The organism is Nocardioides sp. (assembly GCF_041393715.1).
Lineage (GTDB): Bacteria > Actinomycetota > Actinomycetes > Propionibacteriales > Nocardioidaceae > Nocardioides.
The window spans coordinates 25003-44709 of sequence record NZ_JAWKJQ010000005.1 but is presented as its reverse complement, the minus strand read 5'-3'; the positions used below and the strand labels follow the sequence as shown (position 1 = coordinate 44709).

Below are 19707 nucleotides of genomic sequence, written 5' to 3'. Positions count from 1 at the left end.
GGTCGACCGAGGAACACCGCCCTGCTGCGCTACGTGGTGCCGCGGTGCCGGGCTGAGCTCGTGTGGGCGGTGCGAGCCGCGGCTGGTCGCCGTGGGGGTCGCGGCAAGTCATGGTGGCGCGCCTTCCGCTCCACCGCGCGGTCGACAGCGGTGGCGACTCGTGGCCGCGAGGCAGGAGCTGTCGCCGCAAGCCTGTCCTCCGACGCGCCGCTCATGCCAGAGGTGAGCCGCCGGCGACGGCGCGCGGTCGTAGGCCGCCTGGGTGAGCGCCTGGGTGAGCGGCCGGCCACGGCCTCGACGAGCAGCAGGTGCGACGCCGCGGGGTCGTGCCAGCCGCTGACCAGCCCGGTCACGACGCGAGGCGGATCGGCCGGAGTGACCACCCGGTCGGTCCACCCGCGACCGGCCACGAGTCGCCCGTCCGGGGCCACCGCCGACTCGAGGGCCCGGGTCACCGTGGTCCCCACCGCCACGACGCGCCCCCCGCCGGCCCGCACCGCGTTGACCAGCCGAGCGGTGCTCGCGGGGACGGCGTACCGCTCCGGCTGCGGTCCCTCCCCCGCCTCCTGCGAGGAGACGCCGGTGTGCAGCGTGACCGGAGCGACCGCGACGCCGCGAGAGACCAGCCGGGTCACCAGCTCGGCGGTGAACGGGCGACCGGCCGACGGCATCTCGGCGCTGCCGGGCCGAGTCGCGAACACCGTCTGGTAGGCAGCCAGCGGGAGCGCGCCGTCGAGGTAGCCATAGGCGATCGGACGGCCGTGGCGCCGCAGGTGTGAGTCCAGCGGACCGTCGACCTCGGCGCGCCACAGCCGGTTGCCGCGGCCGGAAGGCGACGACCGCCAGGGGTAGGGCTCGAGCAGGGTGAGCGTGACGGCCCCCGTCACGACCCGATCCTCCGGACTCGCGTCGAGCACTGCTCGGGTCGCCTCGGGCGCGGTGCGGATCTCGACCACCCAGTCGCCGTCGTCCAGCGGGGTGGCCAGGTGCACGACGACCGGGCCGCGCCCGACGAGCTCCGCGTCCGCCTGCCGGGCCACCGTGGCCGAGTCGTTGACCACCAACAGGTCACCGGCGCGGAGGTGATCGGCCAGACCGGCGAAGCGCTCGTGCGCGATCCCGTCCGGTGTGGCCACCAGCAGGCGCACCTGGTCGCGTGGCACGCCTCGCCGCTCGGGCGGAGCGTCCGCCGTGCTGGTGTCGGGCAGCACGAACCGGGTGGTGGGTCGTTCGGTCAGCACGCTCATCGCGCGCCGCCCGCCGGCTCGGGGAGGGACACCTCAGCGGCCCGGTATCGGCCCGAGGGCGGTCGCCGATCGACGAGGGCGAGGAGGTGCGGCACCACCGTCTCCGGCAGCGGTCGGTCCGAGATGTCCTCACCGGGGAAGGCCGCCTGGTGCATCTCGGTGCGCAGGTCGCCGGGGTCGACGGCGTACGCCGTCAGCTCGGGGTTCTCCGCGGCATAGGTCAGCACCAGGTGCTCCAGTGCGGCCTTCGAGGCGCCGTACAGCCCCCATCCGGGGTAGTGCTCGACGGCGGCGTCCGAGGTGATCGCCACGACCGTCCCCCGCGAGGCCACGAGCAGGTCGAGCAGCTCGCCGGTCAGCACCAGGGGCGCACCGACGTTGGGCCGCCAGGTCTGCTGGAGCTGGTCGGGTGTGATGGTCTCGAGCCGGGGCAGCGGGGACGGGCCCAACGTGCCCGCGTTGTGCACGAGCAGGTCGAGGCGCCCCAAGCCGGTCAGCTCGGCCCGCAGCGCGGTCCGGTGGTCCGCGTCGGTGAGGTCGCCGGGGACCGTGACGATGCCCGGGTCGGCGAGCTCCGCCAGCCGGTCGGCACGCCGACCGTCGGTGACGACGGTCCAGCCACGCGCGGCCAGGCTGAGGACGAGCTCGCGGCCGAGACCGGAGGAGCCCCCGGTGACGAGGGCGACGAGGTTCTTGTCTGAAGAGGTCATGCCTGCCAGTATTTAAGTTAAAGTTAACTTGAGTTCAAGGCCCGGAGGGGACGACATGGATGCACGGGACGTGCTGAGCATCTCCCAGGTCGCCGAGCGCAGCGGCTTCGCGGCGTCGGCGCTGCGCTACTACGAGGCCCAGGGGTTGATCGAGGCGAGCCGCTCCCCCGGCGGCCGACGGTGCTACGAGCGCAACGTGCTGCGCCGGCTGGCCTTCATCCGCGCGGCGAGCAACGTGGGACTGACCCTCGACGAGATCCGGGCCGAGCTCGACGAGCTGCCGTCGGGTCGGACCCCGACCAAGGCCGACTGGGAGCGGATCTCGCGGCACTGGCGGGTCCGGCTGGACGAGCAGCTCGCCGCACTCCAGCGACTGCGCGACGGGCTCGACTCCTGCATCGGGTGCGGGTGCCTGTCGCTCCGCAGGTGCGGCATGTCGAACCCCGGCGACATCGCCGCGACCAGCGACGGCGCTCCCGGGGCGGCGTACCTCCCGGCGGTGCTGCGCCGCCCCCACCGCCTGCGGTAGCCCGTCTGCGACGCCTCGCGGTCAGTCCAGCGGGCCGCCGGCGACGTAGATCACCTGGCCGGACACGAAGCCCGCGCCCTCGCTGACGAGGAACGAGATCGTGTGCGCGATGTCGTCGGGCTGGCCCACCCGGGCGACCGGCGTGGCGCTGGCAGCCGCCTTGAGGAACTCCTCGAACGGCATCCCGATGCGCTCCGCGGTCGCTGCGGTCATGTCGGTCTGGATGAAACCGGGAGCCACCGCGTTGACGGTCACGCCGTAGCGGCCGAGCTCGATCGCGAGCGTCTTGGTGAAGCCCTGCAGCCCCGCCTTGGCTGCCGAGTAGTTCGCCTGGCCGCGGTTCCCCTGGGCCGAGGAGCTGGACAGGTTGACGATCCGCCCGAAGCCCTCCTTGGTCATGTGGGCCTGGGCGGCGCGGCTCATCAGGAACGCGCCACGGAGGTGGACACCCATCACGGCGTCCCAGTCGTCCGTGGTCATCTTGAACAGCAGGTTGTCGCGGATGATGCCGGCGTTGTTGACCAGGATCGTCGGCGCGCCCAGCCCGGTGGCGACGGCCTCGACGGCCACGGCCACCGACTCCTCGTCGCTGACATCGGCACCCACCGCGAGTGCCCGGCCGCCGGCCTCGGTGATCGCGTCGACGGTGCTCGCGCACGCGCCCTCATCGAGGTCGACGACGGCGACCGCGTGGCCGTCGGCGGCGAGTCGGAGCGCGGTGGCGGCGCCGATGCCGCGGGCTGCTCCGGTGACGATCGCGACGCGAGGGGTGTCGGGCATGGTGGTCCTTCCGGGCTGGGTCTGGGCTCGGGGCGAGCCTAGTGTCCGGCCCGTGAGGCCAGCTGCCCGGCCAGCCCCACCAGCGAGTCGGCGGTCACCGTCGGCGGCAGGAAGTACGACGGGTAGCCGCCGTCGCCCCGGTCGATCCAGGCGGACGAGAGCCCCGCCCGCCGCGCGCCATCGGTGTCCCAGGGATGGACGGCCACCAGCATCGCCTCGCCCGGCGGCACGCCACACTCCGCCACGGCGTAGTGGTAGGCCCGCGGGTCGGGCTTGAAGTAGCCGGCCTGCTCGACCGACAGCATGCGCTCGAAGTGCTCGCCGAGGCCGGCCCCGCCGAGCAGACGCTCCGCCACCGCCACCGCGCCGTTGCTCATCGTCACCAGCCGGATGCCCAGGCCCGCGAGCTCGCGGACCCCCTCGACCACGTCGGGATGCACGGGCAGCGCCAGGAACCCGGCCAGCACCTGCTCCACCGCCTCCCGCGGATCGCGATCCGGCGCCGCGGAGCGCAGCAGCGCCTCCAGCGACGCCCTCGCGAGCTCGGCGAACGGGGCCCGCTCCCCGTGCACGGCCAGTGCCATCCCGTCGCGCAGCAGGCTCGCGAACCACCCCCGCACGAGCAGCGGGTCCAACCCGACCGCGGCGAACCTCCCCGCCATCGGAGCGAGGTCGGACAGCGTCTCGTTGACCTCGCAGACCAGCAGGTCCGGTCGCGGCAGGGACTCCATCACCTCAGTCTGGCCCCGGACACCCGTTCTCGACAGCCGTCACCAGCCGCGGGAGCCCGGCGCACCCTTGAACGGCCCGGTCACCTTCGAGGTGATCCACCCGCCGTAGAAGCCGCCCTCCTGCGGCCGCACCCGCTCACCGTCGACGACGCAGGCATCCACCAGCCCGGGCATCACCGCGACGTGGTCGCGGAGGGCGGCGTAGGCGGGCACAGGGTCGGGATAGCACCAGGCCGCGCGGGCGGCGACCCGCTCTCCCACCACCAGGTCGAAGTAGGTCGCCTCCCCCTTCCACTCACACCAGGTCGACCCGGCGACGGGCACCAGGGCTCCGGCGAGGAAGTCGCCGGCCGGCAGGTAGTAGGTGGGCGGATGACTGGTCTCGAGGACCTGGAGCGAGCGCCGTGTCCGAGCCACCACGACGCCGCCCAGCTCGACCTCGACCCGCTCCTGCGAGGCGCGCAGCGCCGGGGGCCGCGGGTAGTCCCACACCGACTCCGGTTCCATGCGCCCAGTGTGGCCGACGTTCCCAGGAACTGCTCAGGTCGTTTTCTTGACTTGTTCAAGAAGAGACGGCAGGGTCGGAGACGTGACACGCGACCAGGCCGCCGACGACGCCGAGCAGCGGCTGCGGGCGGCCGGGCTGCGGGTGACCCGTCCGCGCACGGCGGTGCTCACCGCCCTGCGCGAGCACCCGCACGCCGACACCGACGCCATCATCGGCGCGGTGCGGACGGCCTACGGTCCGGTCTCCCACCAGGCCGTCTACGACGTCCTCCGGGTGCTGACCGACACGGGCCTGGTGAGGCGCATCCAGCCCACCGGCTCCGTGGCCCGCTACGAGGTGCGGGTGGGCGACAACCACCACCACGTCGTCTGCCGCCGGTGCGGCACCATCGCCGACGTCGACTGCGCCGTCGGCGACACCCCCTGCCTTACGGCCTCCGACGACCAGGGCTTCGAGATCGACGAGGCCGAGGTCGTTCTACTGGGGCCTGTGCTCCAGCTGCAGCACCACCTGACCCACCACCCACCCCGAAAGGAAAGCCATGCCTGGTGAGAACCACGACGCTGCCATCGGCGACGTTCAGGACGAGTCGAGGGAAGGCGGCCGCCCGGTCATGCACGGGACGCCCCACCCCACCACGGGCTCGGCCAACAGCGAGTGGTGGCCCGAGCGGCTCAACCTCTCGATCCTGCGCAAGCACGCGCCCGCCTCCAACCCGATGGGCGAGGACTTCGACTACGCCGAGGCCTTCGGCTCCTCGACCTGGCCGCGCTCAAGAGCGACCTCACCGCCCTGATGACGGACCGCAGGACTGGTGGCCGGCCGACTACGGCCACCACGGCCCGTTCTTCATCCGGATGGCCTGGCACAGCGCGGGCACCTACCGCATCAACGACGGCCGCGGCGGAGCCGGGGCGGGCATGCAGCGGTTCGCGCCGCTCAACAGCTGGCCCGACAACGTCAACCTCGACAAGGCCCGGCGGCTGCTCTGGCCGGATCAAGAAGAAGTACGGCAACAAGATCTCCTGGGCCGACCCGATGGTGCTGACCGGCAACGTCGCGCTCGAGTCGATGGGGCTGCAGACCTTCGGCTTCGCCGGCGGCGGGCGCGGACGTCTGGGAGCCCGACGAGGACGTCTACTGGGGCTCGGAGGACACCTGGCTGGGCGACGAGGCTACACCGGTGACCGCGACCTGGAGAACCCGCTTGCCGCCGTCCAGATGGGGCTGATCTACGTCAACCCCGAGGGACCCAACGGCAACCCCGACCCGGTGGCGTCGGGTCGCGACATCCGCGAGATGTTCCGGCGGATGGCGATGAACGACGCCGAGACCGTCGGCGCTCACCGCGGGCGGCCACAACCTTCGGCAAGACCCACGGCGCGGGCGACCCCGAGCAGTACGTCGGCCCCGAGCCGGAGGCGGCCGGCCTGGCCGAGCAGGGCCTGGGCTGGATCAGCACGTACGGCAGCGGCAACAGCACCGACACCATCTCCAGCGGGCTGGAGGGTGCCTGGACACCGACCCTGATCACCTGGGACAACAGCTACTTCGAGACGCTGTTCGGCTTCGAGTGGAGCTCCACAAGAGCCCGGCCGGCGCGCAGCAGTGGCGGCCCGGACGGCGCCGGCTCCGACGCCGTACCCGACGCGGTCGACCCAGCCAAGCGGCACGCCCCGATGATGTCGACGGCCGACATGGCGATGCGGATGGACCCGGTCTACGAGCCGATCTCACGTCGGTTCATGGAGAACTTCGACCGAGCCTCCGACGCCTTCGCGCGGGCCTGGTCTGCTGACCCACCGCGACATGGGCCCGATCCAGCGCTACCTCGGGCCGGAGGTGCCGGAGGAGACGCTGATCTGGCAGGACCCGATCCCCGCGGTGGACCACGAGCTCGTGGACGACGCGGACGTGCCTCCTGAGCAGCAGATCCTCGACTCCGGCCTGACGGTCGTCGCTGGTCCTCCGCCGCGGGCGTCGGCCTCGACGTTCCGCGGCAAGCGACAAGCGCGGCGGTGCCAACGGCGCGCGGTTTCGCCTGCAGCCGCAGAGCGGCTGGGAGGTCAACGAGCCGGACCAGCTGGCCGGTGGTCCTCCGCACCCTCGAGGGCGTCCAGGAGTCGTTCAACGGCCCGCGGGCGCGGGCAAGAAGGTCTCGCTCGCCGACCTGATCGTGCTGGGCGGCGCCGCAGCGGTCGAGAAGGCCGCCCGCGACGCCGGCCACGAGGTGACGGTCCCGTTCTACGCCCGGGCGGATGGACGCCTCGCAGGAGGACGGACGTCGAGTCCTTCGAGCCTGGAGCCGCTGGCCGACGGGTTCCGCAACTTCCTCGGCAAGGGTCACCAGATGAAGGCGGAGACTCCCTCCTCGACCGTGCCAACCTGCTCACCCTCACGGCTCCGGAGATGACGGTGCTGGTGGGCGGACTGCGGGTGCTCGGCGCCAAACCACGGTGGCTCGACACACGGTGTGCTCACCGACCGGGTGGGCGTGCTGAGCAACGACTTCGCCAACCTGCTCGACATGGGCACCGCCTGGTCGCCCGTCGACGACTCGGAGGAGACGTCGAGGGACGCGACCGGGCCAGCGGCGAGGTGCGGACCGGCACCCGCAACGACCTGGTCTTCGGCTCCAACCCGAGCTCCGGGCCGTGGCGGAGGTCTACGCCAGCGACGACGCGGGCGAGAAGTTCGCGCGCGACTTCGCCGCGGCGTTCGCCAAGGTGATGGACCTCGACCGCTACGACGTGCGCTGAGGACCGTCGTCACGCAGTGGCGTCGAGGGCCTGGAGATCCTCCCGGGGCCCTCAGTGCCGCCCGGGCCGCCACGGCCACCACCTGCTCCAGCGGCCCCTGTCGGTCGGCCCACCGGAAGGCCGCACCGATCGCCGACAGCAGCAGCACGTGGGTCCAGAAGATGCCGGGGCTGTCGGCGTCGAGCCAGCCGGGTGACCGCAGCGCCACGCAGGAGTAAGAGCGTCACCGCCCGGCCCCGAACAGCACGGAGAGCGGTCGCGGGCGCCAGCTGGGCGGACCAGCAGGCTGAGCCCGATCACGACGGCCGCGCAGCCACCGGTGTGGACCAGGTCGAACGGCGTCCCCGGAGTGCGGGGTCAGCACCGCGAGCCACCAGGTGCTCCCCGTCGGGGTGACGCCGAGCATCCCCCACGCGAGTGTCAGGTCGAGTCCGCCGCGGTTCATCCCGGGCGGCAGCGTCGCGGCCAGCTCGGCGCGGACCCCCGGCGCGGCCAGCAGCGCCCGCGAGGCGGCGTACGACGTCACCGCGGCCACGGTTCCCCAGCCGACCAGCGCCACCGCGACACGGCGCCGGTCCAGCGAGGTCCGGCCGATCGCGAGTCCCAACAGCAGGTAGGCCAGCCACGAGAAGGCGGGGTAGACGCCGGTGAACAGCAGCTGGCCGGCCAGCAGCGCCGGATGTCCGAGGTCGGCGAGCACCGGGCTGGCGTCGAGACGGTCCGGCAGGTGCGGGCGCAGCCAGAACGACAGCAGCGGCGCCAGCACCGCCCACCCCAGTGCGAGCGGCACCAGGCTGCGGGTGCGGAGCCCGAGGAACGGCAGGCCGAGCACGAACAGCGCACCGTAGTAGGTCAGGATCACCGCGATCGAGGTCCCGAGCTGGCCGAGGATCAGACCCCACCCCGCGATCAGCGCGGCCCGCACCAGCAGCCCCCGCCTCGCCCCGCGCCGGGCGTCGCCGCTCACCGGCCGCACTCCCCCGCTGAGCAGCGCCATCGAGACTCCGGCGAGCACCGCGAACAGCGCCGAGGCACGACCGCCGGCCACCGCCTGGACCGTGGTGATCCCGCCTCCTCCGGGTCGGACCGCGACGAGCACGTGGGTCGCGACCATCCCCATCAGCGCCCACCAGCGGGCGATGTCGATGCCGACGATCCGGCCCCCGGACCAGGCGCGCTCGTCACCCGCGGGTGCGGGTCGGGTGGAGGAGGGCACGGCCCATCGTGACAGGGCCGGCCCGAAACCCGGTGGCGGCGCCGGGGTGCGCACGAGAGACTGGTCGACTGTGCCCACGTCCCGACCAGACCCGAAAGGTGGTGCCCGATGACCCAGCTCGACCCGTTCGACCCGACCCTGACCGACCGATGCTCGGCCGACCTGCTGCAGCCCGCGCTGCGGCTGCTCGGCGAGACCGTCGACCGCGAGTTCGCCCGCCGCGAACCCCGCCAGCAGACCCACCTCGAGTGGGCGGCCCACCGCCTCGGGACGCACGCCGCCGACCTGGCGGTCTCGGCCGAGGTCGTCGCGCCACCGGTGGCCGACGCCGTGGGCGTGTGGCTGCTGCGCGCGCAGCTGGAGCACGGCGCCGACCCCGGCGGCGCCGACCCGCACCTGCCGGCCACGACCGAGCGGGTGCCCGGCGCGCACGGCGACGTGCGCACGTTCCGGTCGGCCCTGGTGCACCTGCCCGCGGGCGTGCTGCACGAGACCTCCGTGGCGCTGCGCCTGGCCCCCTTCCGCTACGGCCTCGAGGTCCAGCTGCTGGGCCTTCGCGAGTACGCCGGCCAGCTGAGCGACGCCCTCGCCGCCTTCCTGCGCGAGCGCCGCACCAGCGGGTCGCCGTACCGCCTGGGGCGCTACCGGGTCCGCGCGACCAACCAGGGGCTGGTGCTGCGCCCGGCCACGATGGCCACCGCGACCCGCGCCACCCTCCAGCTCGACGAGGCCGTGTGGCGGACCGTGGACCGCGGCGTCCACCGGATCCTGGCGCTGTCCGATCGGCTCGCCGCGCGGGGTCTCGGGACCAGCGCCGGCCTCCTCCTCGTCGGTCCTCCGGGCACCGGCAAGACCCAGCTCGGGACCGTGGTCGCGGGCGAGCTCGCGGGCACCGCCACCGTGCTGGTGCCCGGCTCGGAGGTGACCGAGATGTGGCTGACCGAGCTCTTCGACCTCGCTGCCGACCTCGCTCCCACGCTGATCCTGATGGACGACCTCGACCTGATCGCGGGCGAGCGGGGCAGCACCCAGCCGCACCGGCTGCGCGAGTTCCTCAACGTGATGGACGGCGGCCTGGCCGACCGCAGCGGCGTGGTGGTCATCGCCTCGACCAACGACCCTCGCAAAATCGACAAGGCCGCCCGGCGGTCGTCCCGGTTCGACACGGTGATCACCATGGAAGCGCCCGGCTTCGACGGTCGGGTCGCGATCCTCGAGCGCTACCTCGCGTGGTCGGACGCGACGCTCGACCTCGCCGCCGTCGCCCGCGCCACCGACGGCGCCACCGGGGCCGACCTCAAGGAGCTGGTGCGCGCCACCGTGCTGGCGACCGACGACCAGGTCACCACCGGAGCGCTGCTGGGCCAGGCCGCCACCCAGGGGAAGGGCCGCTGGGCGAGCGAGCCGGCGCCGGCGGGCGTGTACCTCTGACGCCCGCCCCGGCCACCGCGGTCAGCGGTGGCCGGATAAGCAGTGGCCACGCGTCCCCCGGCCGACGTACCGTCGCCGTCCCTCGGGAGGCGGGAACAGGGGCACATCGGCGCGTCCGGTGAGCCACGTCGAGGCCGCTCGGGGCACCATGGACCCACGAGCACCGGAGAGGACCAGCCGCCATGACCGCCGTCGCGCTGCTGAACGCCTCCTACGAGCCGCTGGGCACGGTGACGTTCCAGCACGCCGTGCGGATGCTCGTCCGCCAGGTCGCCACGGTCGAGGAGGCGCACGACGACAGGATGATCGGCCCGCACCCGTGGCCACGGGTGATCCGGCTGGTGCGCTACGTCGCCGCGACCTGGATGTACCGCCCGGCGCCCTACTCCCGCCGCGGGGTGCTGCTGCGCGACGGGCACCGCTGCGCCTACTGCGGGAGCCGGGCCAGCACCATCGACCACGTGCTGCCGCGCAGCCGCGGTGGCGCGTGGACCTGGGCCAACACGGTGGCGGCGTGCGAGCGCTGCAACCACCGCAAGGGCAACCGGACGCCGACCGAGGCCGGGCTCCGGCTCCGTCGCGCGCCGTTCGTGCCCACCCGGGCACAGCTGGTGACTGCGCGAGGCTGAGGCCGGGCCGACGGTGCCGGATCCGCGTGACGACTGCGTAGGCCGCCAGAAACTCATCGGTCCCGATCTGATCCGATCGGCACCCGAGCCGCGACAGTAGGGATGTGCAGCACCTCACCGACACCGAGCTCCTGGACCTGGTGACCCAGGGCGACGAGCCTGCGCTGCGCGAGCTCGTGGAGCGGCACACCGGATGGCTGCTGCTGCGCCTTCGCCGGCGCACCGGGGACGAGGCCCTGGCCCAGGAGGCGCTCCACGACGCCTTCCTGACGGTCTGGCGCAGGGCCGGGACCTTCCGGGGGGACGGTGACGTCGGCGCCTGGCTCTGGGGGATCGCCATCCGCCAGCTGGTCAGCCGACTGCGCAAGAGGGCGGCGCCGGTGCCGGTCTCGGCCAGGGTCGTCTCGGCGCTCTCGCCGACCGTGCGCAGCGCCGAGGACGAGCTGCTGGTCGCCGTCGAGCACGGATCCGTCGGAGACGCGCTGCGGGCGCTGTCGCCCGAGCTGCGCCAGGTCCTCCAGGCGACGGTCATCGACGGCGCTCTCGACCCGAGAGGCGGCCGCACTGCTGGGGATCCCCCAGGGAACGGTGAAGAGTCGGATGCGGATCGCCCGGTCGAGGTTGAGGGAGCAGCTGCTGCTCGGAGAGGGGTGGTGACGGTGGGTGCGACGAACCAGGGATGGCACGTCGACCAGCCGCTGTGGTCGGCGTACGCCGGGGGTCGGCTCGACGCCGCCGCCGAGGTGTCGGTGGAGGCCCATGTGGCGTCGTGCGCCGACTGCCGGCGGGCGGCCGGAGCAACGGTCTCCCCCGCGACCGTCGAGGCGGTGTGGCGGTCGGTGCAGGCCGAGATCACGCGCCCGGAGCCCCCACGCGCGCTGCGCTGGCTGCGGCGAGCCGGCGTCGGCGAGTCCGAGCTGGTGCTGCTGGGGGCGGCGGACGCGGTCACCCTGCCGTGGCTGACCGCGATCGGTGGGGCCGTGGCGTGCGCCCTGGTCAGCGGGTTGATCGGGTGGCGCCAGGAGGCGGTGTTCCTGGGGCTCGCCCCTCTGGTCCCGATGCTCGCGGTGGTGGCGGCGTTCGACGCGACCGACTCGCTGCGCGAGGTCGGTGCGGCCACGCCCTACTCCAAGCTGCGACTGGCCCTGCTGCGCACCACGGCCGCCCTGGCCGTCGCGCTCCCGGTGACCCTGCTCCTCGGCCTGACCGTCCCGGGACTCCATGCGGTCGCGTTCTCCTGGCTGGTGCCGGGGCTGGCCCTCAGCAGCGGCGCGCTCCTCCTGCTGGGCTGGCTGTCGCCCTGGGCGTCAGGAGGGGTGCTCACGCTCGGATGGCTCACGACCGTGTCGGTCGCGGTGGGAGCGGGCGGGACCGGCGTGGTGACCGGTGGGGTGACCCAGGCACTGCTTGCCGTCGCCTGCCTGCCGCTCGCCGGCCTCGTCGCCGTCCGCGCCACCACCCGCACCCTGAGAGGAGCCGAGGGCTGATGTCCACCGCGATCCTGGACGGCGTCTCCAAGACCTACGGCGGCACCACGGCGCTGCACCCCACGAGCCTGACCCTCGAGTCGGCCGTCGTGGGCCTGCTCGGCCCCAACGGTGCCGGCAAGACCACGATGCAGCGGCTGCTCGCCACGGCGATGCCGCCGACCACTGGCCGGATCGTCGTGGCCGGGCACGAGGTGACCGGGAGCCACGCCGACCGGGTCCAGGCCCGCCGCCGGATCGGCTACCTCCCCCAGGAGGTGGTGTTCCCGCGCGGGATGACGGCGTTCGGCTTCCTCGACTACATCGCCGTCCTCAAGGAGTGGAAGGACAGCGGGCGCCGTCACCGGGAGGTCCGCCGGGTGCTCGAGCTCGTGCAGCTCGATGACAGTGGCTCGATGAAGGTGACCAAGCTCTCCGGTGGTCAGCGCCGACGCCTCTCGATCGCCCAGGCCCTCCTCGGAGCGCCCGAGCTGCTGATCCTCGACGAGCCGACGACCGGGCTCGATCCCGAGCAGCGGGCGGCCCTGCGCGGGCTGCTCTCGGGGTTGCCGGGGACCGTGCTCATCTCCACCCACCAGACCGAGGACGTCTCCGCCCTGTGCGACAGGGTGATCGTCCTGGACGGCGGCCGGGTCCGTTTCGACGGCTCCGTCCCCGACCTGCTCGCCACGGCAGCCGGCCGTGTGCACCTCGGAGCGACCCCGACCCCCGGGGCCGTCCACACCTGGAAGACCGGGAACGGGCTGATCCGGTCCGTCGGGGGGCAGCCCGCCCCCGACTCCTCGAGCGTCGATCCCTCCGTGGAGGACGCCTACCTGCTGCTCCGTGCGGAGCCGCAGCCGACCGAAGGAGTCAACCGATGACAGTCACCACCGAGACCGGGTCCGCACTGCGGGTGCTCGCCCGGCAGGAGATCCGCCACTACCTGCGCCACCGGCTGTTCTGGTTCAGCGCCGTGCTGATGGTGGTGAGCACGACCTACTCCAGCTCCCACGTCGAGCCCAGCTCGGGCGCACTCAACGGGCTCGCGGCCGGCGCGCTGCTCGGCGTCCTGGGCCTGGTCACGATGTACAGCCTCACCCGGCGCTCGGACCGCGCCGCCGAGGCAGCCGGCGCCGTCGCCGTCCCGGAACGGGTGCGCTCCCTCGCACTCGCCAGTGCCGTCGTCGTGCCGTTCACCCTGGCGATGATCGACTGGGTCGTCGAGGTCGTGGTCTACCAGACGCACCCGCCGACCGCCGACACCATCCCGCCCGGCGTCAGCGACGCGTTCGTCCTCGCGGTGCAGTTCGGCCAGGGCGTGATGGCCGCGGTCGGTGGGCCGCTGCTCGGACTCGTGCTGGCACGCTGGGTTCCGCGACGCGGGACGGCCGCCCTGGCCGCGATCGTCCTGGTCATCCTCACGATCCTGCTGCAGGGCAACTTCTCGGGCGGTCAGCCCTACCGGGTGTTCTGGGTCTGGACGCACTTCTTCGGTCCGATGGGGTGGAACGGTGACCGCTGGACGACCGTCCCGGGCAACCCGTTCCTGTGGGTGCTCTACCTCGCGGCCCTGTGCGTGCTCGGGGTCATCGCGGCGGTCTACCACGATCCGGAGTCCGACCGCCGCAGGCTGCGAGGGGTCGCGGCCGCGGTGGGACTGGCCGCGCTGGCGCTCGGCGTTCTCACCCTCACCGTCGGGTACACCGAGCCGATCTCCAACCCGCTCCTGCCCAGCGCTCCGTTCGGCGAATAACCGAGCATGCTGCTCTACCTCCGGTGGTCGGTCCCCTGGGTCAGGGTCGCGGTGGCGGCGCTCCTGGTCGCCACGCTGATCGAGTTGGTGCACCGGGACGCCTGGCTGCTGTGGCCCCTCGAGGGCACCGCCGTCGCTCTCCTCGCGGGGGCCGCCGCCTGGTGCCTCGACGAGCAGGCCGGCGCGGTCGTGGACGTGACGCCGCGTGGCCTCGCGTGGCGGACCGCCGCGCGAGCGCCCGCGCCGGCGCTGCTCGCCGGCGTCTGGCTGGTGACGGTCTGGCACGCGCGGGACTCCCTGTTCGGCCACGCCGGAGCGGTGCTCGTCCAGGGTCTGGCCGCGCTCGCGGCCGGGACCGCGTGGGCGACCAGCCGCCGGGCAGCCGGGAACCCGATGCCCGGCCTCGCTCTGGCCGCCACCGTGATCCCGGCCGGCGCCGGATGGGCGTTGGTGCGTCCGCTCCCCGATCAGCTCCCCGTCTTCCCCTATGGCACGGCGACACCGGGCCAGTGGGCGACCAGCCTGGTGGCCTGGTCAGCAGTGGCGGCCGCCTCCCTCGTGGTCCTCGCCCTCGAGCTGGCGGAGGCACGCTGGTGGCTCCGCCGCCGACGTCCGGTCACCGCCGGTGGCCCGGGCCGACCGGATGGCGGGACCACGGGCGTCGGTCACGCGGGGCGGTCGACCTGGGCGGCCAGCCGGTCCGGGGCCACCAGGCAGTAGGAGTCGGTGAGCAGCTCGGCGAGCTCGGCCCAGTCGGAGTCGTCGTCGATCACCAGCCCGATCACGTTGGCACCCCACTCGGCCCTGAAGTAGGGAGCACCGAGGTGCTGGAAGGCCATCACCTCGTCGGTCTCGCCGCGGAAGGTGACCCGGAACAGCTGGTCCTCACCGCCGAAGACGTGCGCGACCGTGGCCCCCTGCACCCGCCAGCGGGTGCCCACCCACGCGGGCTCGCAGTGCACCTGGGGCAGGCCGCGCAGGATCTCGTCGATGCGGTCGACCCAGGCGTCGGGCACCGGCGGACGCTCCTTCTTGGCCACGGACCCAGCCTGCCACGAGCCCCGGACACCCACGGACCGGACCGGCATCGGGTCGGCGGGCCGACACCGGACCAGGATCAGTCCGCCGGGCGCTCGACCAGCCTGGCCAGCAGCGCGGCGAGCTGGTCGCGCTCGGCGGCGCTCAGTGCGGCCAGCCGCTGGTCGGAGGCCGCCCGACGCGCCCCCTCGAGCCGGTCGCGCAGGCCCTCCCCCGCCGCAGTGAGCGCCACCTTGGTCGCCCGCCGGTCGTCGGGGTCGGGACCCCGGGCGACGAGGCCACGCGCCTCGAGGTCGTCGACCACCTCGGTCGCGGAGCGAGGCGCGATCCGCAGGCGCTCGGCCAGGACCGAGAGCCGCACGGGTCCGAGATCGGCGACCGTCCGGAGCGCACGGGCCTGGCTCGGCGTGACGTCGTAGTCGGCCATCGCGTCGGCATAGGCCCTGCGCATCGAGCGCGCCGCCAGCATCAGCAGGTCACTGGCCGCGTCGTGGCCTTGGTCGGTCGGAGGCACGGGAACAGACTAGCAAATAGCGTTGTTGCCTCATCATGAGGTAACCTCATTAAAACACTCCCGCACACCGAAGGACGAGTGATCGGATGGATGACTCCATGAACCGCGGCCGTGGCGGCCGCCATCCCGAAGCCCGCGACGCCGACCGGCGCCAGCTCGCGGACGCGCCGGTGTCCCTGCGCCGGGTGCTCCGGCTCTTCGCGCCGCACCGCGCCCGCCTCGCGCTGGTGATGGCCCTCATCGTGGCGAGCTCCTCGGTCGGGCTCGCCCAGCCCTTCCTCGTCAAGCGGGTGATCGACGAGGCGATCCCCCGGCAGGACGTCGCGCTCCTGACGTGGTGCGTGCTGGCGATGGTCGGCATCGCGGCGGTCTCGGCGGCGATCGGGGTGCTGCAGACCTGGCAGGCGACCACGGTCGGCCAGCGGGTCATGCACCGGCTCCGGTCCGACCTCTTCGGCCATCTCCAACGACAGTCCGTCGGCTTCTTCACCCGCACCCGTGGCGGGGAGATCCAGTCCCGGGTGGTCAACGACATCGGCAGCATGCAGTCGGTGGTCACCTCCACGGCGACGTCGATCGCCGCCAACCTGACCACCGTGGTCGGGACGCTGGTGGCGATGCTGGCGCTCAGCTGGCAGCTCGCCCTGGTGACCCTGGTGGTGCTTCCTCCCGCGGTGCTCCTCACCCGGCAGGTCGCCCACCTGCGCTACGCGGTGACCGCGCAGCGCCAGCGCCGGCTGGCCGACCTGCACGCCCAGGTCGAGGAGGGACTCTCGATCAGCGGCATCCAGCTCACCAAGACCCTCGGCGCGGCGCCCACGCTGGCGCGGCGCTTCGAGGACACCTCGGCCGACCTGGTCGACCTCGAGGTCCGGTCGCAGCTGGCCGGCCGGTGGCGGATGGCGACCATGAACGTCGTCTTCGCCGCCGTACCCGCCGTCCTCTACCTCGCCGCCGGGCTCCCGGCCACGTCCGCGGGCATGACCATCGGCACCCTGGTGGCCTTCATCGCCCTGCAGGGGACGCTGTTCCGCCCGATGATGATGCTGCTCAACGTGCAGGCCGACGTCACCGCGTCGCTGGCGCTGTTCAGCCGGATCTTCGAGTACCAGGACCTGCCCGTCGAGATCGACGACCCGACCGACCCGGTGGCTCTCGACACCGTCCACGGCGAGATCCGCCTCGACCACGTGTCCTTCTCGTACGGCGACGTCCCGACGCTCCACGACATCGACCTGACGGTGCCCGCCGGCACCTCCCTCGCCCTGGTCGGCGAGACCGGCAGCGGCAAGTCCACCCTGGCCTCGCTGGTCGCCCGCCTCCACGACCCCGCCGCCGGGGCGGTGCGCCTCGACGGGGTCGACGTCCGCGACCTCACCCTGCAGGACCTGGCCGCCGCTGTCGGCGTGGTGACGCAGGAGACCTACCTGCTGCACGCGTCGGTCCGCGACAACCTGCTCCACGCCCGCCCCGGCGCGACACAGGCGGAGATCGAGGAGGCCTGCCGGGCCGCGCACATCCACGACCTGGTGGAGGGGCTCCCCGAGGGCTACGACACCGTCGTCGGGTCCCGTGGCCACCGGTTCTCGGGTGGCGAGAAGCAGCGGCTGGCGATCGCCCGCACCCTGCTGCGCGACCCGCGGGTGCTGGTGCTCGACGAGGCGACCAGCGCGCTGGACAACCAGACCGAGCGCGAGGTCCAGGCCGCCCTCGACGGCCTCGCCGAGGGACGCACCACGATCACCGTCGCGCACCGGCTCTCCACCGTCCGCGACGCCGACCAGATCGCCGTCCTCGAGGCGGGCCGCGTCGTCGAGCTGGGCACCCACGAGGAGCTGCTGCTGCGCGGTGGTACCTACGCCGACCTGGTCCGCATCGGGCTGGCCGACGCCGCCTGAGGGGCCGCCCGGTCGGGCGGCCCCCGAGATCGGTCAGCCGAGGCCGACGAACATCAGGCAGGCGTTGACGGCGAGGCCGAGCGCGAGGCCCAGGCCCACGTTGCCGGTGCGCCGGACGACCGCGAACGCGGCGACCACGGCGGCGACCGAGGCGACGGCCGGCGTCGTCGCGTGGCCGTGCCCGAGCAGCAGGGCCGAGGCGATCATCGCCGCCAACACCGCAGGGGTCACCAGCGCGGTCAGCTCCGCGAAGCGCTCGGACTCCACCAGCCGCCCTCCGGCAACCGTCATCCAGGCGCGCAGCGCGAAGGTGACGACCGCGGCGAGCGTGAAGGTCAGCAGCACCATCATCGTGTCCACCTCCGGGAGCCGACGAGGACGCCGAGCGCGATCGCGGCCGGCAGGGTCGCCGGGCCGGTCAGCCCGCCGAGCAGGGGGACGGCCAGCGCGGCGCCGACCGCCGCGGCCCGCGCCGTGGGGGTCTGCAGGTGCTTGGCCAGCATGCCGGCGAACACCAGCGGTGCCGCCAGGTGCAGCCCGAGGGCGGGCGGCAGGCCCGCTCCGAGCCGGTAGCCGACGACCTGGCTGATCACGAAGGAGCTCGCCAACAGGGCGGTGACGGTGAGGTAGTAGCGGCGCCGCCAGACCAGGTCGACGCTGTCGTCGAAGCGCTGCTGGCCGAGCAGGAAGCTCTGGTCCACCAGCGGGAAGACCAGCAGCAGCCGCATCGGCAGCCGCGCGGAGGCGAACCAGCGGGCGGCGCCGGCGCCGTAGTAGACGAAGCGCAGGTTGATCAGCAGCGTCACCACGACCGCCGCGACGATCCCGTCGGCGCGACCGAGGGACTCGACGACGGCGAGCTGAGCCGCGCCCGCCAGCATCACCAGGGCGCCGTACATCGCCTGCACGAAGCTCAGACCGGCGGCGACGCTGGCGCTGCCGACGGCCAGGCCGAACGGCACCAGGGCCGCCATGAAGGGCGCCGTGTCCTGCGCGGCGAGCCGCACCGGACCGGCGGCCGGGGCCACGGGCAGCGGCACGCCGCACTCGCCGACCACGGCGGTCATGACAGGGCTCCGGCCAGCGCGGGCAGGCGGAACGTCTCCTGCCGGATCCACCGTCGGTACGTCGGCTCGCCCATCGCCGCGGCGACGAGGTCGCTCTGGCTGCCGTGGGCGGCCAGCGCGGCGCGCTTGCGCCGCAGCTCGCGGGGGGTGAGGTCGACCAGCATCGCGATCTCCTCGTCCTCCACCCCGGTGGGCTCCTCGGTCATCCAGACGCCGAGCCGGTCGTGCAGCTCGCGCCACTCCTCGAGCCAGCCGTGCGTCTTGGCGGCGTACCACAGCTCGCCGCAGCCCTCGGCCCGCCAGGCCTCGGTGGCGAGCCGGGACGCCACCACGTGGTCGTCGTGGCCGGTGATCCCGTCGGGCCCGAAGGTCACGGTGACGTCGGGACGCACGTCGGCCAGTGCGGCACGGAACGCCGCGAGCGGCTCGTCCTCGCCGAGGTCGGCGAGACCGCCGTCGGGCAGCCCGACGAACCGCACGTCGTGCACACCGAGGGCCGCCATCGCGGCCCGCAGCTCGGAACGCCGCAGCGCGCGACGCTCCTCGACCGGGCGGGGGTCGTCGGCCGGGAAGCCGGCCTCCCCGTCGGTCAGGGTGACGACGGTGACCCGCCCGCCGGCCCGCAGGACGCGGTCCATCAGGCCGGCGGACAGGTACGACTCGTCGTCGGGGTGCGCCCACAGCCCCAGCAGGCTCCGGGGTGGGGCTGCCGGAGTGTGGTTGCTCGTCATGATCGTCCCTCTCAGGCCTCGGTGCGGCCCACGGTGACCTGGGTCGGCCCGGTGAGCATGTCGAACACGGCGGAGTACTTCGTCGCGGAGGCGATCAGCGCGTCGATCTGGTCCTCGTCGGCGTCGGCGTCGACGTCGAAGGAGACCTCGATGCCGCTGAAGCCCTTGCGCACGTCCTGGTCCACGCCGAGCACGCCGCGGACGTCGATGTTGCCGGTGACCGTCGAGGTCGCCCGGTTCAGCTTGATGCCACGGGCGGCGGCGCCGGTGGCGATGCCCGCGGTGATGCAGGAGGCCAGGGCGTGCAGGACGTACTCCTGCGGCGTGGGGCCGTAGCCGTGGCCCAGCGTCGGGTGGTCGCTGGAGAACTGGAACTCCTGCACGTGGAGCTGGTCGGCGCCGATGCCGTACCACTCGTGGATGGTGGAGGTGCTCGCGGTGCCGTCGACCCAGCTGTTCTTGGCCGAAAAGCGGAACTGCGCCAGCTCGGCGTTGTCCGTGAACTTCGCGATCGCGCCGAACATCTTGGCGGTCGGCACCCCGTTGGTCTCGCCCGGACGCTCGGTGGTCGTGGGGTGGGTGGTGGTGGTCATGAGTGTGATCTCCTCTCGGGTGGCTCCCCGGGCGGGGTGCCGGTGTGACCACTACCTTCCGGCCGGAGGGCACCGCACGGCTTGGAGAGGACCTGGAGACGACC

The 19707-nt window shown here is 73.4% G+C and carries 23 protein-coding genes and 1 pseudogene; 12 read left to right on the top strand and 12 right to left on the bottom strand.

The features are described 5' to 3' along the window. Positions 1–29: 29 nt before the first annotated feature. Positions 30–1247: an S-adenosylmethionine:tRNA ribosyltransferase-isomerase gene (locus tag R2740_RS09115; RefSeq protein WP_371302372.1), complete on the bottom strand. Its 1218-nt coding sequence runs from the start codon at positions 1245–1247 to the stop codon at positions 30–32. Next, positions 1244–1957 (bottom strand): SDR family NAD(P)-dependent oxidoreductase, encoded by a 714-nt coding sequence (locus R2740_RS09110; protein WP_371302371.1) that lies wholly within the window; start codon positions 1955–1957, stop codon positions 1244–1246. Before R2740_RS09110 ends, R2740_RS09115 begins: the two co-directional genes overlap by 4 nt. A 55-nt stretch (positions 1958–2012) precedes the next feature. On the opposite strand from R2740_RS09110, the gene soxR reads away from it, so the two are divergent. Next, positions 2013–2486, top strand: coding sequence for a redox-sensitive transcriptional activator SoxR (gene soxR, locus R2740_RS09105; protein WP_371302370.1), 474 nt, complete (start codon positions 2013–2015; stop codon positions 2484–2486). 21 nt (positions 2487–2507) lie between these two features. Here the strand turns inward: soxR and fabG are convergent, their stop codons facing one another. Genes fabG through R2740_RS09090 form a run of 3 tightly spaced genes read right to left on the bottom strand, consistent with a single transcriptional unit; the run spans position 2508 to position 4504 of the window. Beyond that, positions 2508–3266, bottom strand: coding sequence for a 3-oxoacyl-ACP reductase FabG (gene fabG / locus R2740_RS09100; protein ID WP_371302369.1), 759 nt, complete (start codon positions 3264–3266; stop codon positions 2508–2510). A gap of 38 nt (positions 3267–3304) precedes the next feature. After that, the gene (locus R2740_RS09095) at positions 3305–3997 is read right to left on the bottom strand and encodes a haloacid dehalogenase type II (protein WP_371302368.1); all 693 of its coding nucleotides are present in this window, start codon (positions 3995–3997) and stop codon (positions 3305–3307) included. Between the two features lie 39 nt (positions 3998–4036). Beyond that, positions 4037–4504 carry a DUF427 domain-containing protein gene (locus tag R2740_RS09090; RefSeq protein ID WP_371302367.1) on the bottom strand — a complete coding sequence of 156 codons (468 nt, stop codon included), beginning with the start codon at positions 4502–4504 and terminating at the stop codon, positions 4037–4039. Positions 4505–4586: 82 nt separating this feature from the next. Between R2740_RS09090 and R2740_RS09085 the strand changes: the two are divergent. The 4 genes and pseudogenes from R2740_RS09085 to R2740_RS09070 all read left to right on the top strand — a co-directional run bounded on the left by R2740_RS09085 (position 4587) and on the right by R2740_RS09070 (position 6035). Then, a pseudogene (locus tag R2740_RS09085) lies at positions 4587–5019 on the top strand (Fur family transcriptional regulator). Between the two features lie 27 nt (positions 5020–5046). Then, positions 5047–5301, top strand: a complete 255-nt coding sequence (locus R2740_RS09080) for a hypothetical protein (RefSeq protein ID WP_371302366.1) — start codon at positions 5047–5049, stop codon at positions 5299–5301. Between the two features lie 61 nt (positions 5302–5362). Next, positions 5363–5692: a hypothetical protein gene (locus tag R2740_RS09075; RefSeq protein WP_371302365.1), complete on the top strand. Its 330-nt coding sequence runs from the start codon at positions 5363–5365 to the stop codon at positions 5690–5692. Continuing rightward, the gene (locus tag R2740_RS09070; protein ID WP_371302364.1) at positions 5577–6035 is read left to right on the top strand and encodes a hypothetical protein; all 459 of its coding nucleotides are present in this window, start codon (positions 5577–5579) and stop codon (positions 6033–6035) included. The genes R2740_RS09075 and R2740_RS09070 overlap by 116 nt, the downstream gene beginning before the upstream one ends. 1452 nt (positions 6036–7487) lie before the next feature. Here R2740_RS09070 and R2740_RS09065 read toward each other — a convergent pair. Continuing rightward, positions 7488–8480: a heparan-alpha-glucosaminide N-acetyltransferase domain-containing protein gene (locus tag R2740_RS09065; RefSeq protein ID WP_371302363.1), complete on the bottom strand. Its 993-nt coding sequence runs from the start codon at positions 8478–8480 to the stop codon at positions 7488–7490. A gap of 108 nt (positions 8481–8588) precedes the next feature. On the opposite strand from R2740_RS09065, the gene R2740_RS09060 reads away from it, so the two are divergent. The 6 genes from R2740_RS09060 (at position 8589) to R2740_RS09035 (ending at position 14482) form a co-directional block, all read left to right on the top strand. Next, positions 8589–9911: an AAA family ATPase gene (locus R2740_RS09060; RefSeq protein ID WP_371302362.1), complete on the top strand. Its 1323-nt coding sequence runs from the start codon at positions 8589–8591 to the stop codon at positions 9909–9911. 182 nt (positions 9912–10093) lie between these two features. Continuing rightward, positions 10094–10540, top strand: coding sequence for an HNH endonuclease (locus tag R2740_RS09055; RefSeq protein ID WP_371302361.1), 447 nt, complete (start codon positions 10094–10096; stop codon positions 10538–10540). A gap of 104 nt (positions 10541–10644) precedes the next feature. After that, positions 10645–12027 carry a sigma factor gene (locus R2740_RS09050; protein ID WP_371302360.1) on the top strand — a complete coding sequence of 461 codons (1383 nt, stop codon included), beginning with the start codon at positions 10645–10647 and terminating at the stop codon, positions 12025–12027. Then, a complete protein-coding gene (locus R2740_RS09045; protein ID WP_371302359.1) occupies positions 12027–12890 on the top strand; it encodes an ATP-binding cassette domain-containing protein in 864 nt (287 codons plus the stop codon). Before R2740_RS09050 ends, R2740_RS09045 begins: the two co-directional genes overlap by 1 nt. Continuing rightward, positions 12887–13762 carry a hypothetical protein gene (locus tag R2740_RS09040; RefSeq protein WP_371302358.1) on the top strand — a complete coding sequence of 292 codons (876 nt, stop codon included), beginning with the start codon at positions 12887–12889 and terminating at the stop codon, positions 13760–13762. Before R2740_RS09045 ends, R2740_RS09040 begins: the two co-directional genes overlap by 4 nt. Positions 13763–13768: 6 nt before the next feature. Then, complete coding sequence (locus R2740_RS09035; RefSeq protein WP_371302357.1) at positions 13769–14482, top strand: hypothetical protein; 714 nt, start codon at positions 13769–13771, stop codon at positions 14480–14482. Here R2740_RS09035 and R2740_RS09030 read toward each other — a convergent pair. Further along, the gene (locus R2740_RS09030; protein WP_371302356.1) at positions 14428–14802 is read right to left on the bottom strand and encodes an MmcQ/YjbR family DNA-binding protein; all 375 of its coding nucleotides are present in this window, start codon (positions 14800–14802) and stop codon (positions 14428–14430) included. The two genes, R2740_RS09035 and R2740_RS09030, sit on opposite strands and share 55 nt — an antisense overlap. Positions 14803–14879: 77 nt before the next feature. Then, positions 14880–15314 (bottom strand): MarR family winged helix-turn-helix transcriptional regulator, encoded by a 435-nt coding sequence (locus R2740_RS09025; protein ID WP_371302355.1) that lies wholly within the window; start codon positions 15312–15314, stop codon positions 14880–14882. 98 nt (positions 15315–15412) lie between these two features. On the opposite strand from R2740_RS09025, the gene R2740_RS09020 reads away from it, so the two are divergent. Further along, a complete protein-coding gene (locus R2740_RS09020) occupies positions 15413–17212 on the top strand; it encodes an ABC transporter ATP-binding protein (protein ID WP_371302354.1) in 1800 nt (599 codons plus the stop codon). Between the two features lie 33 nt (positions 17213–17245). Here the strand turns inward: R2740_RS09020 and R2740_RS09015 are convergent, their stop codons facing one another. Genes R2740_RS09015 through R2740_RS09000 form a run of 4 tightly spaced genes read right to left on the bottom strand, consistent with a single transcriptional unit; the run spans position 17246 to position 19603 of the window. After that, positions 17246–17563: an AzlD domain-containing protein gene (locus R2740_RS09015; RefSeq protein WP_371302636.1), complete on the bottom strand. Its 318-nt coding sequence runs from the start codon at positions 17561–17563 to the stop codon at positions 17246–17248. After that, a complete protein-coding gene (locus R2740_RS09010) occupies positions 17560–18279 on the bottom strand; it encodes an AzlC family ABC transporter permease (RefSeq protein ID WP_371302353.1) in 720 nt (239 codons plus the stop codon). Before R2740_RS09010 ends, R2740_RS09015 begins: the two co-directional genes overlap by 4 nt. Next, entirely contained in the window at positions 18276–19010 is a 735-nt protein-coding gene (locus R2740_RS09005) for a PIG-L deacetylase family protein (RefSeq protein WP_371302352.1), read from the bottom strand. Before R2740_RS09005 ends, R2740_RS09010 begins: the two co-directional genes overlap by 4 nt. Before the next feature lie 11 nt (positions 19011–19021). Further along, positions 19022–19603, bottom strand: a complete 582-nt coding sequence (locus R2740_RS09000) for an OsmC family protein (protein WP_371302351.1) — start codon at positions 19601–19603, stop codon at positions 19022–19024. Positions 19604–19707 lie beyond the last annotated feature (104 nt).

Bases quoted from the DNA above. Each gene is read 5' to 3' on its own strand.
- R2740_RS09095 (WP_371302368.1), bottom strand. From the start codon at position 3,997: ATGGAGTCCCTGCCGCGACCGGACCTGCTGGTCTGCGAGGTCAACGAG.
- fabG (WP_371302369.1), bottom strand. From the start codon at position 3,266: ATGCCCGACACCCCTCGCGTCGCGATCGTCACCGGAGCAGCCCGCGGC.
- R2740_RS09080 (WP_371302366.1), top strand. From the start codon at position 5,047: ATGCCTGGTGAGAACCACGACGCTGCCATCGGCGACGTTCAGGACGAG.
- R2740_RS09110 (WP_371302371.1), bottom strand. From the start codon at position 1,957: ATGACCTCTTCAGACAAGAACCTCGTCGCCCTCGTCACCGGGGGCTCC.
- R2740_RS09070 (WP_371302364.1), top strand. From the start codon at position 5,577: ATGGGGCTGCAGACCTTCGGCTTCGCCGGCGGCGGGCGCGGACGTCTG.
- R2740_RS09020 (WP_371302354.1), top strand. From the start codon at position 15,413: ATGAACCGCGGCCGTGGCGGCCGCCATCCCGAAGCCCGCGACGCCGAC.
- R2740_RS09115 (WP_371302372.1), bottom strand. From the start codon at position 1,247: ATGAGCGTGCTGACCGAACGACCCACCACCCGGTTCGTGCTGCCCGAC.
- R2740_RS09075 (WP_371302365.1), top strand. From the start codon at position 5,363: ATGGCCTGGCACAGCGCGGGCACCTACCGCATCAACGACGGCCGCGGC.
- R2740_RS09010 (WP_371302353.1), bottom strand. From the start codon at position 18,279: ATGACCGCCGTGGTCGGCGAGTGCGGCGTGCCGCTGCCCGTGGCCCCG.
- R2740_RS09090 (WP_371302367.1), bottom strand. From the start codon at position 4,504: ATGGAACCGGAGTCGGTGTGGGACTACCCGCGGCCCCCGGCGCTGCGC.
- soxR (WP_371302370.1), top strand. From the start codon at position 2,013: ATGGATGCACGGGACGTGCTGAGCATCTCCCAGGTCGCCGAGCGCAGC.
- R2740_RS09055 (WP_371302361.1), top strand. From the start codon at position 10,094: ATGACCGCCGTCGCGCTGCTGAACGCCTCCTACGAGCCGCTGGGCACG.
- R2740_RS09005 (WP_371302352.1), bottom strand. From the start codon at position 19,010: ATGACGAGCAACCACACTCCGGCAGCCCCACCCCGGAGCCTGCTGGGG.
- R2740_RS09045 (WP_371302359.1), top strand. From the start codon at position 12,027: ATGTCCACCGCGATCCTGGACGGCGTCTCCAAGACCTACGGCGGCACC.
- R2740_RS09015 (WP_371302636.1), bottom strand. From the start codon at position 17,563: ATGATGGTGCTGCTGACCTTCACGCTCGCCGCGGTCGTCACCTTCGCG.
- R2740_RS09035 (WP_371302357.1), top strand. From the start codon at position 13,769: ATGCTGCTCTACCTCCGGTGGTCGGTCCCCTGGGTCAGGGTCGCGGTG.
- R2740_RS09000 (WP_371302351.1), bottom strand. From the start codon at position 19,603: ATGACCACCACCACCCACCCCACGACCACCGAGCGTCCGGGCGAGACC.
- R2740_RS09060 (WP_371302362.1), top strand. From the start codon at position 8,589: ATGACCCAGCTCGACCCGTTCGACCCGACCCTGACCGACCGATGCTCG.
- R2740_RS09040 (WP_371302358.1), top strand. From the start codon at position 12,887: ATGACAGTCACCACCGAGACCGGGTCCGCACTGCGGGTGCTCGCCCGG.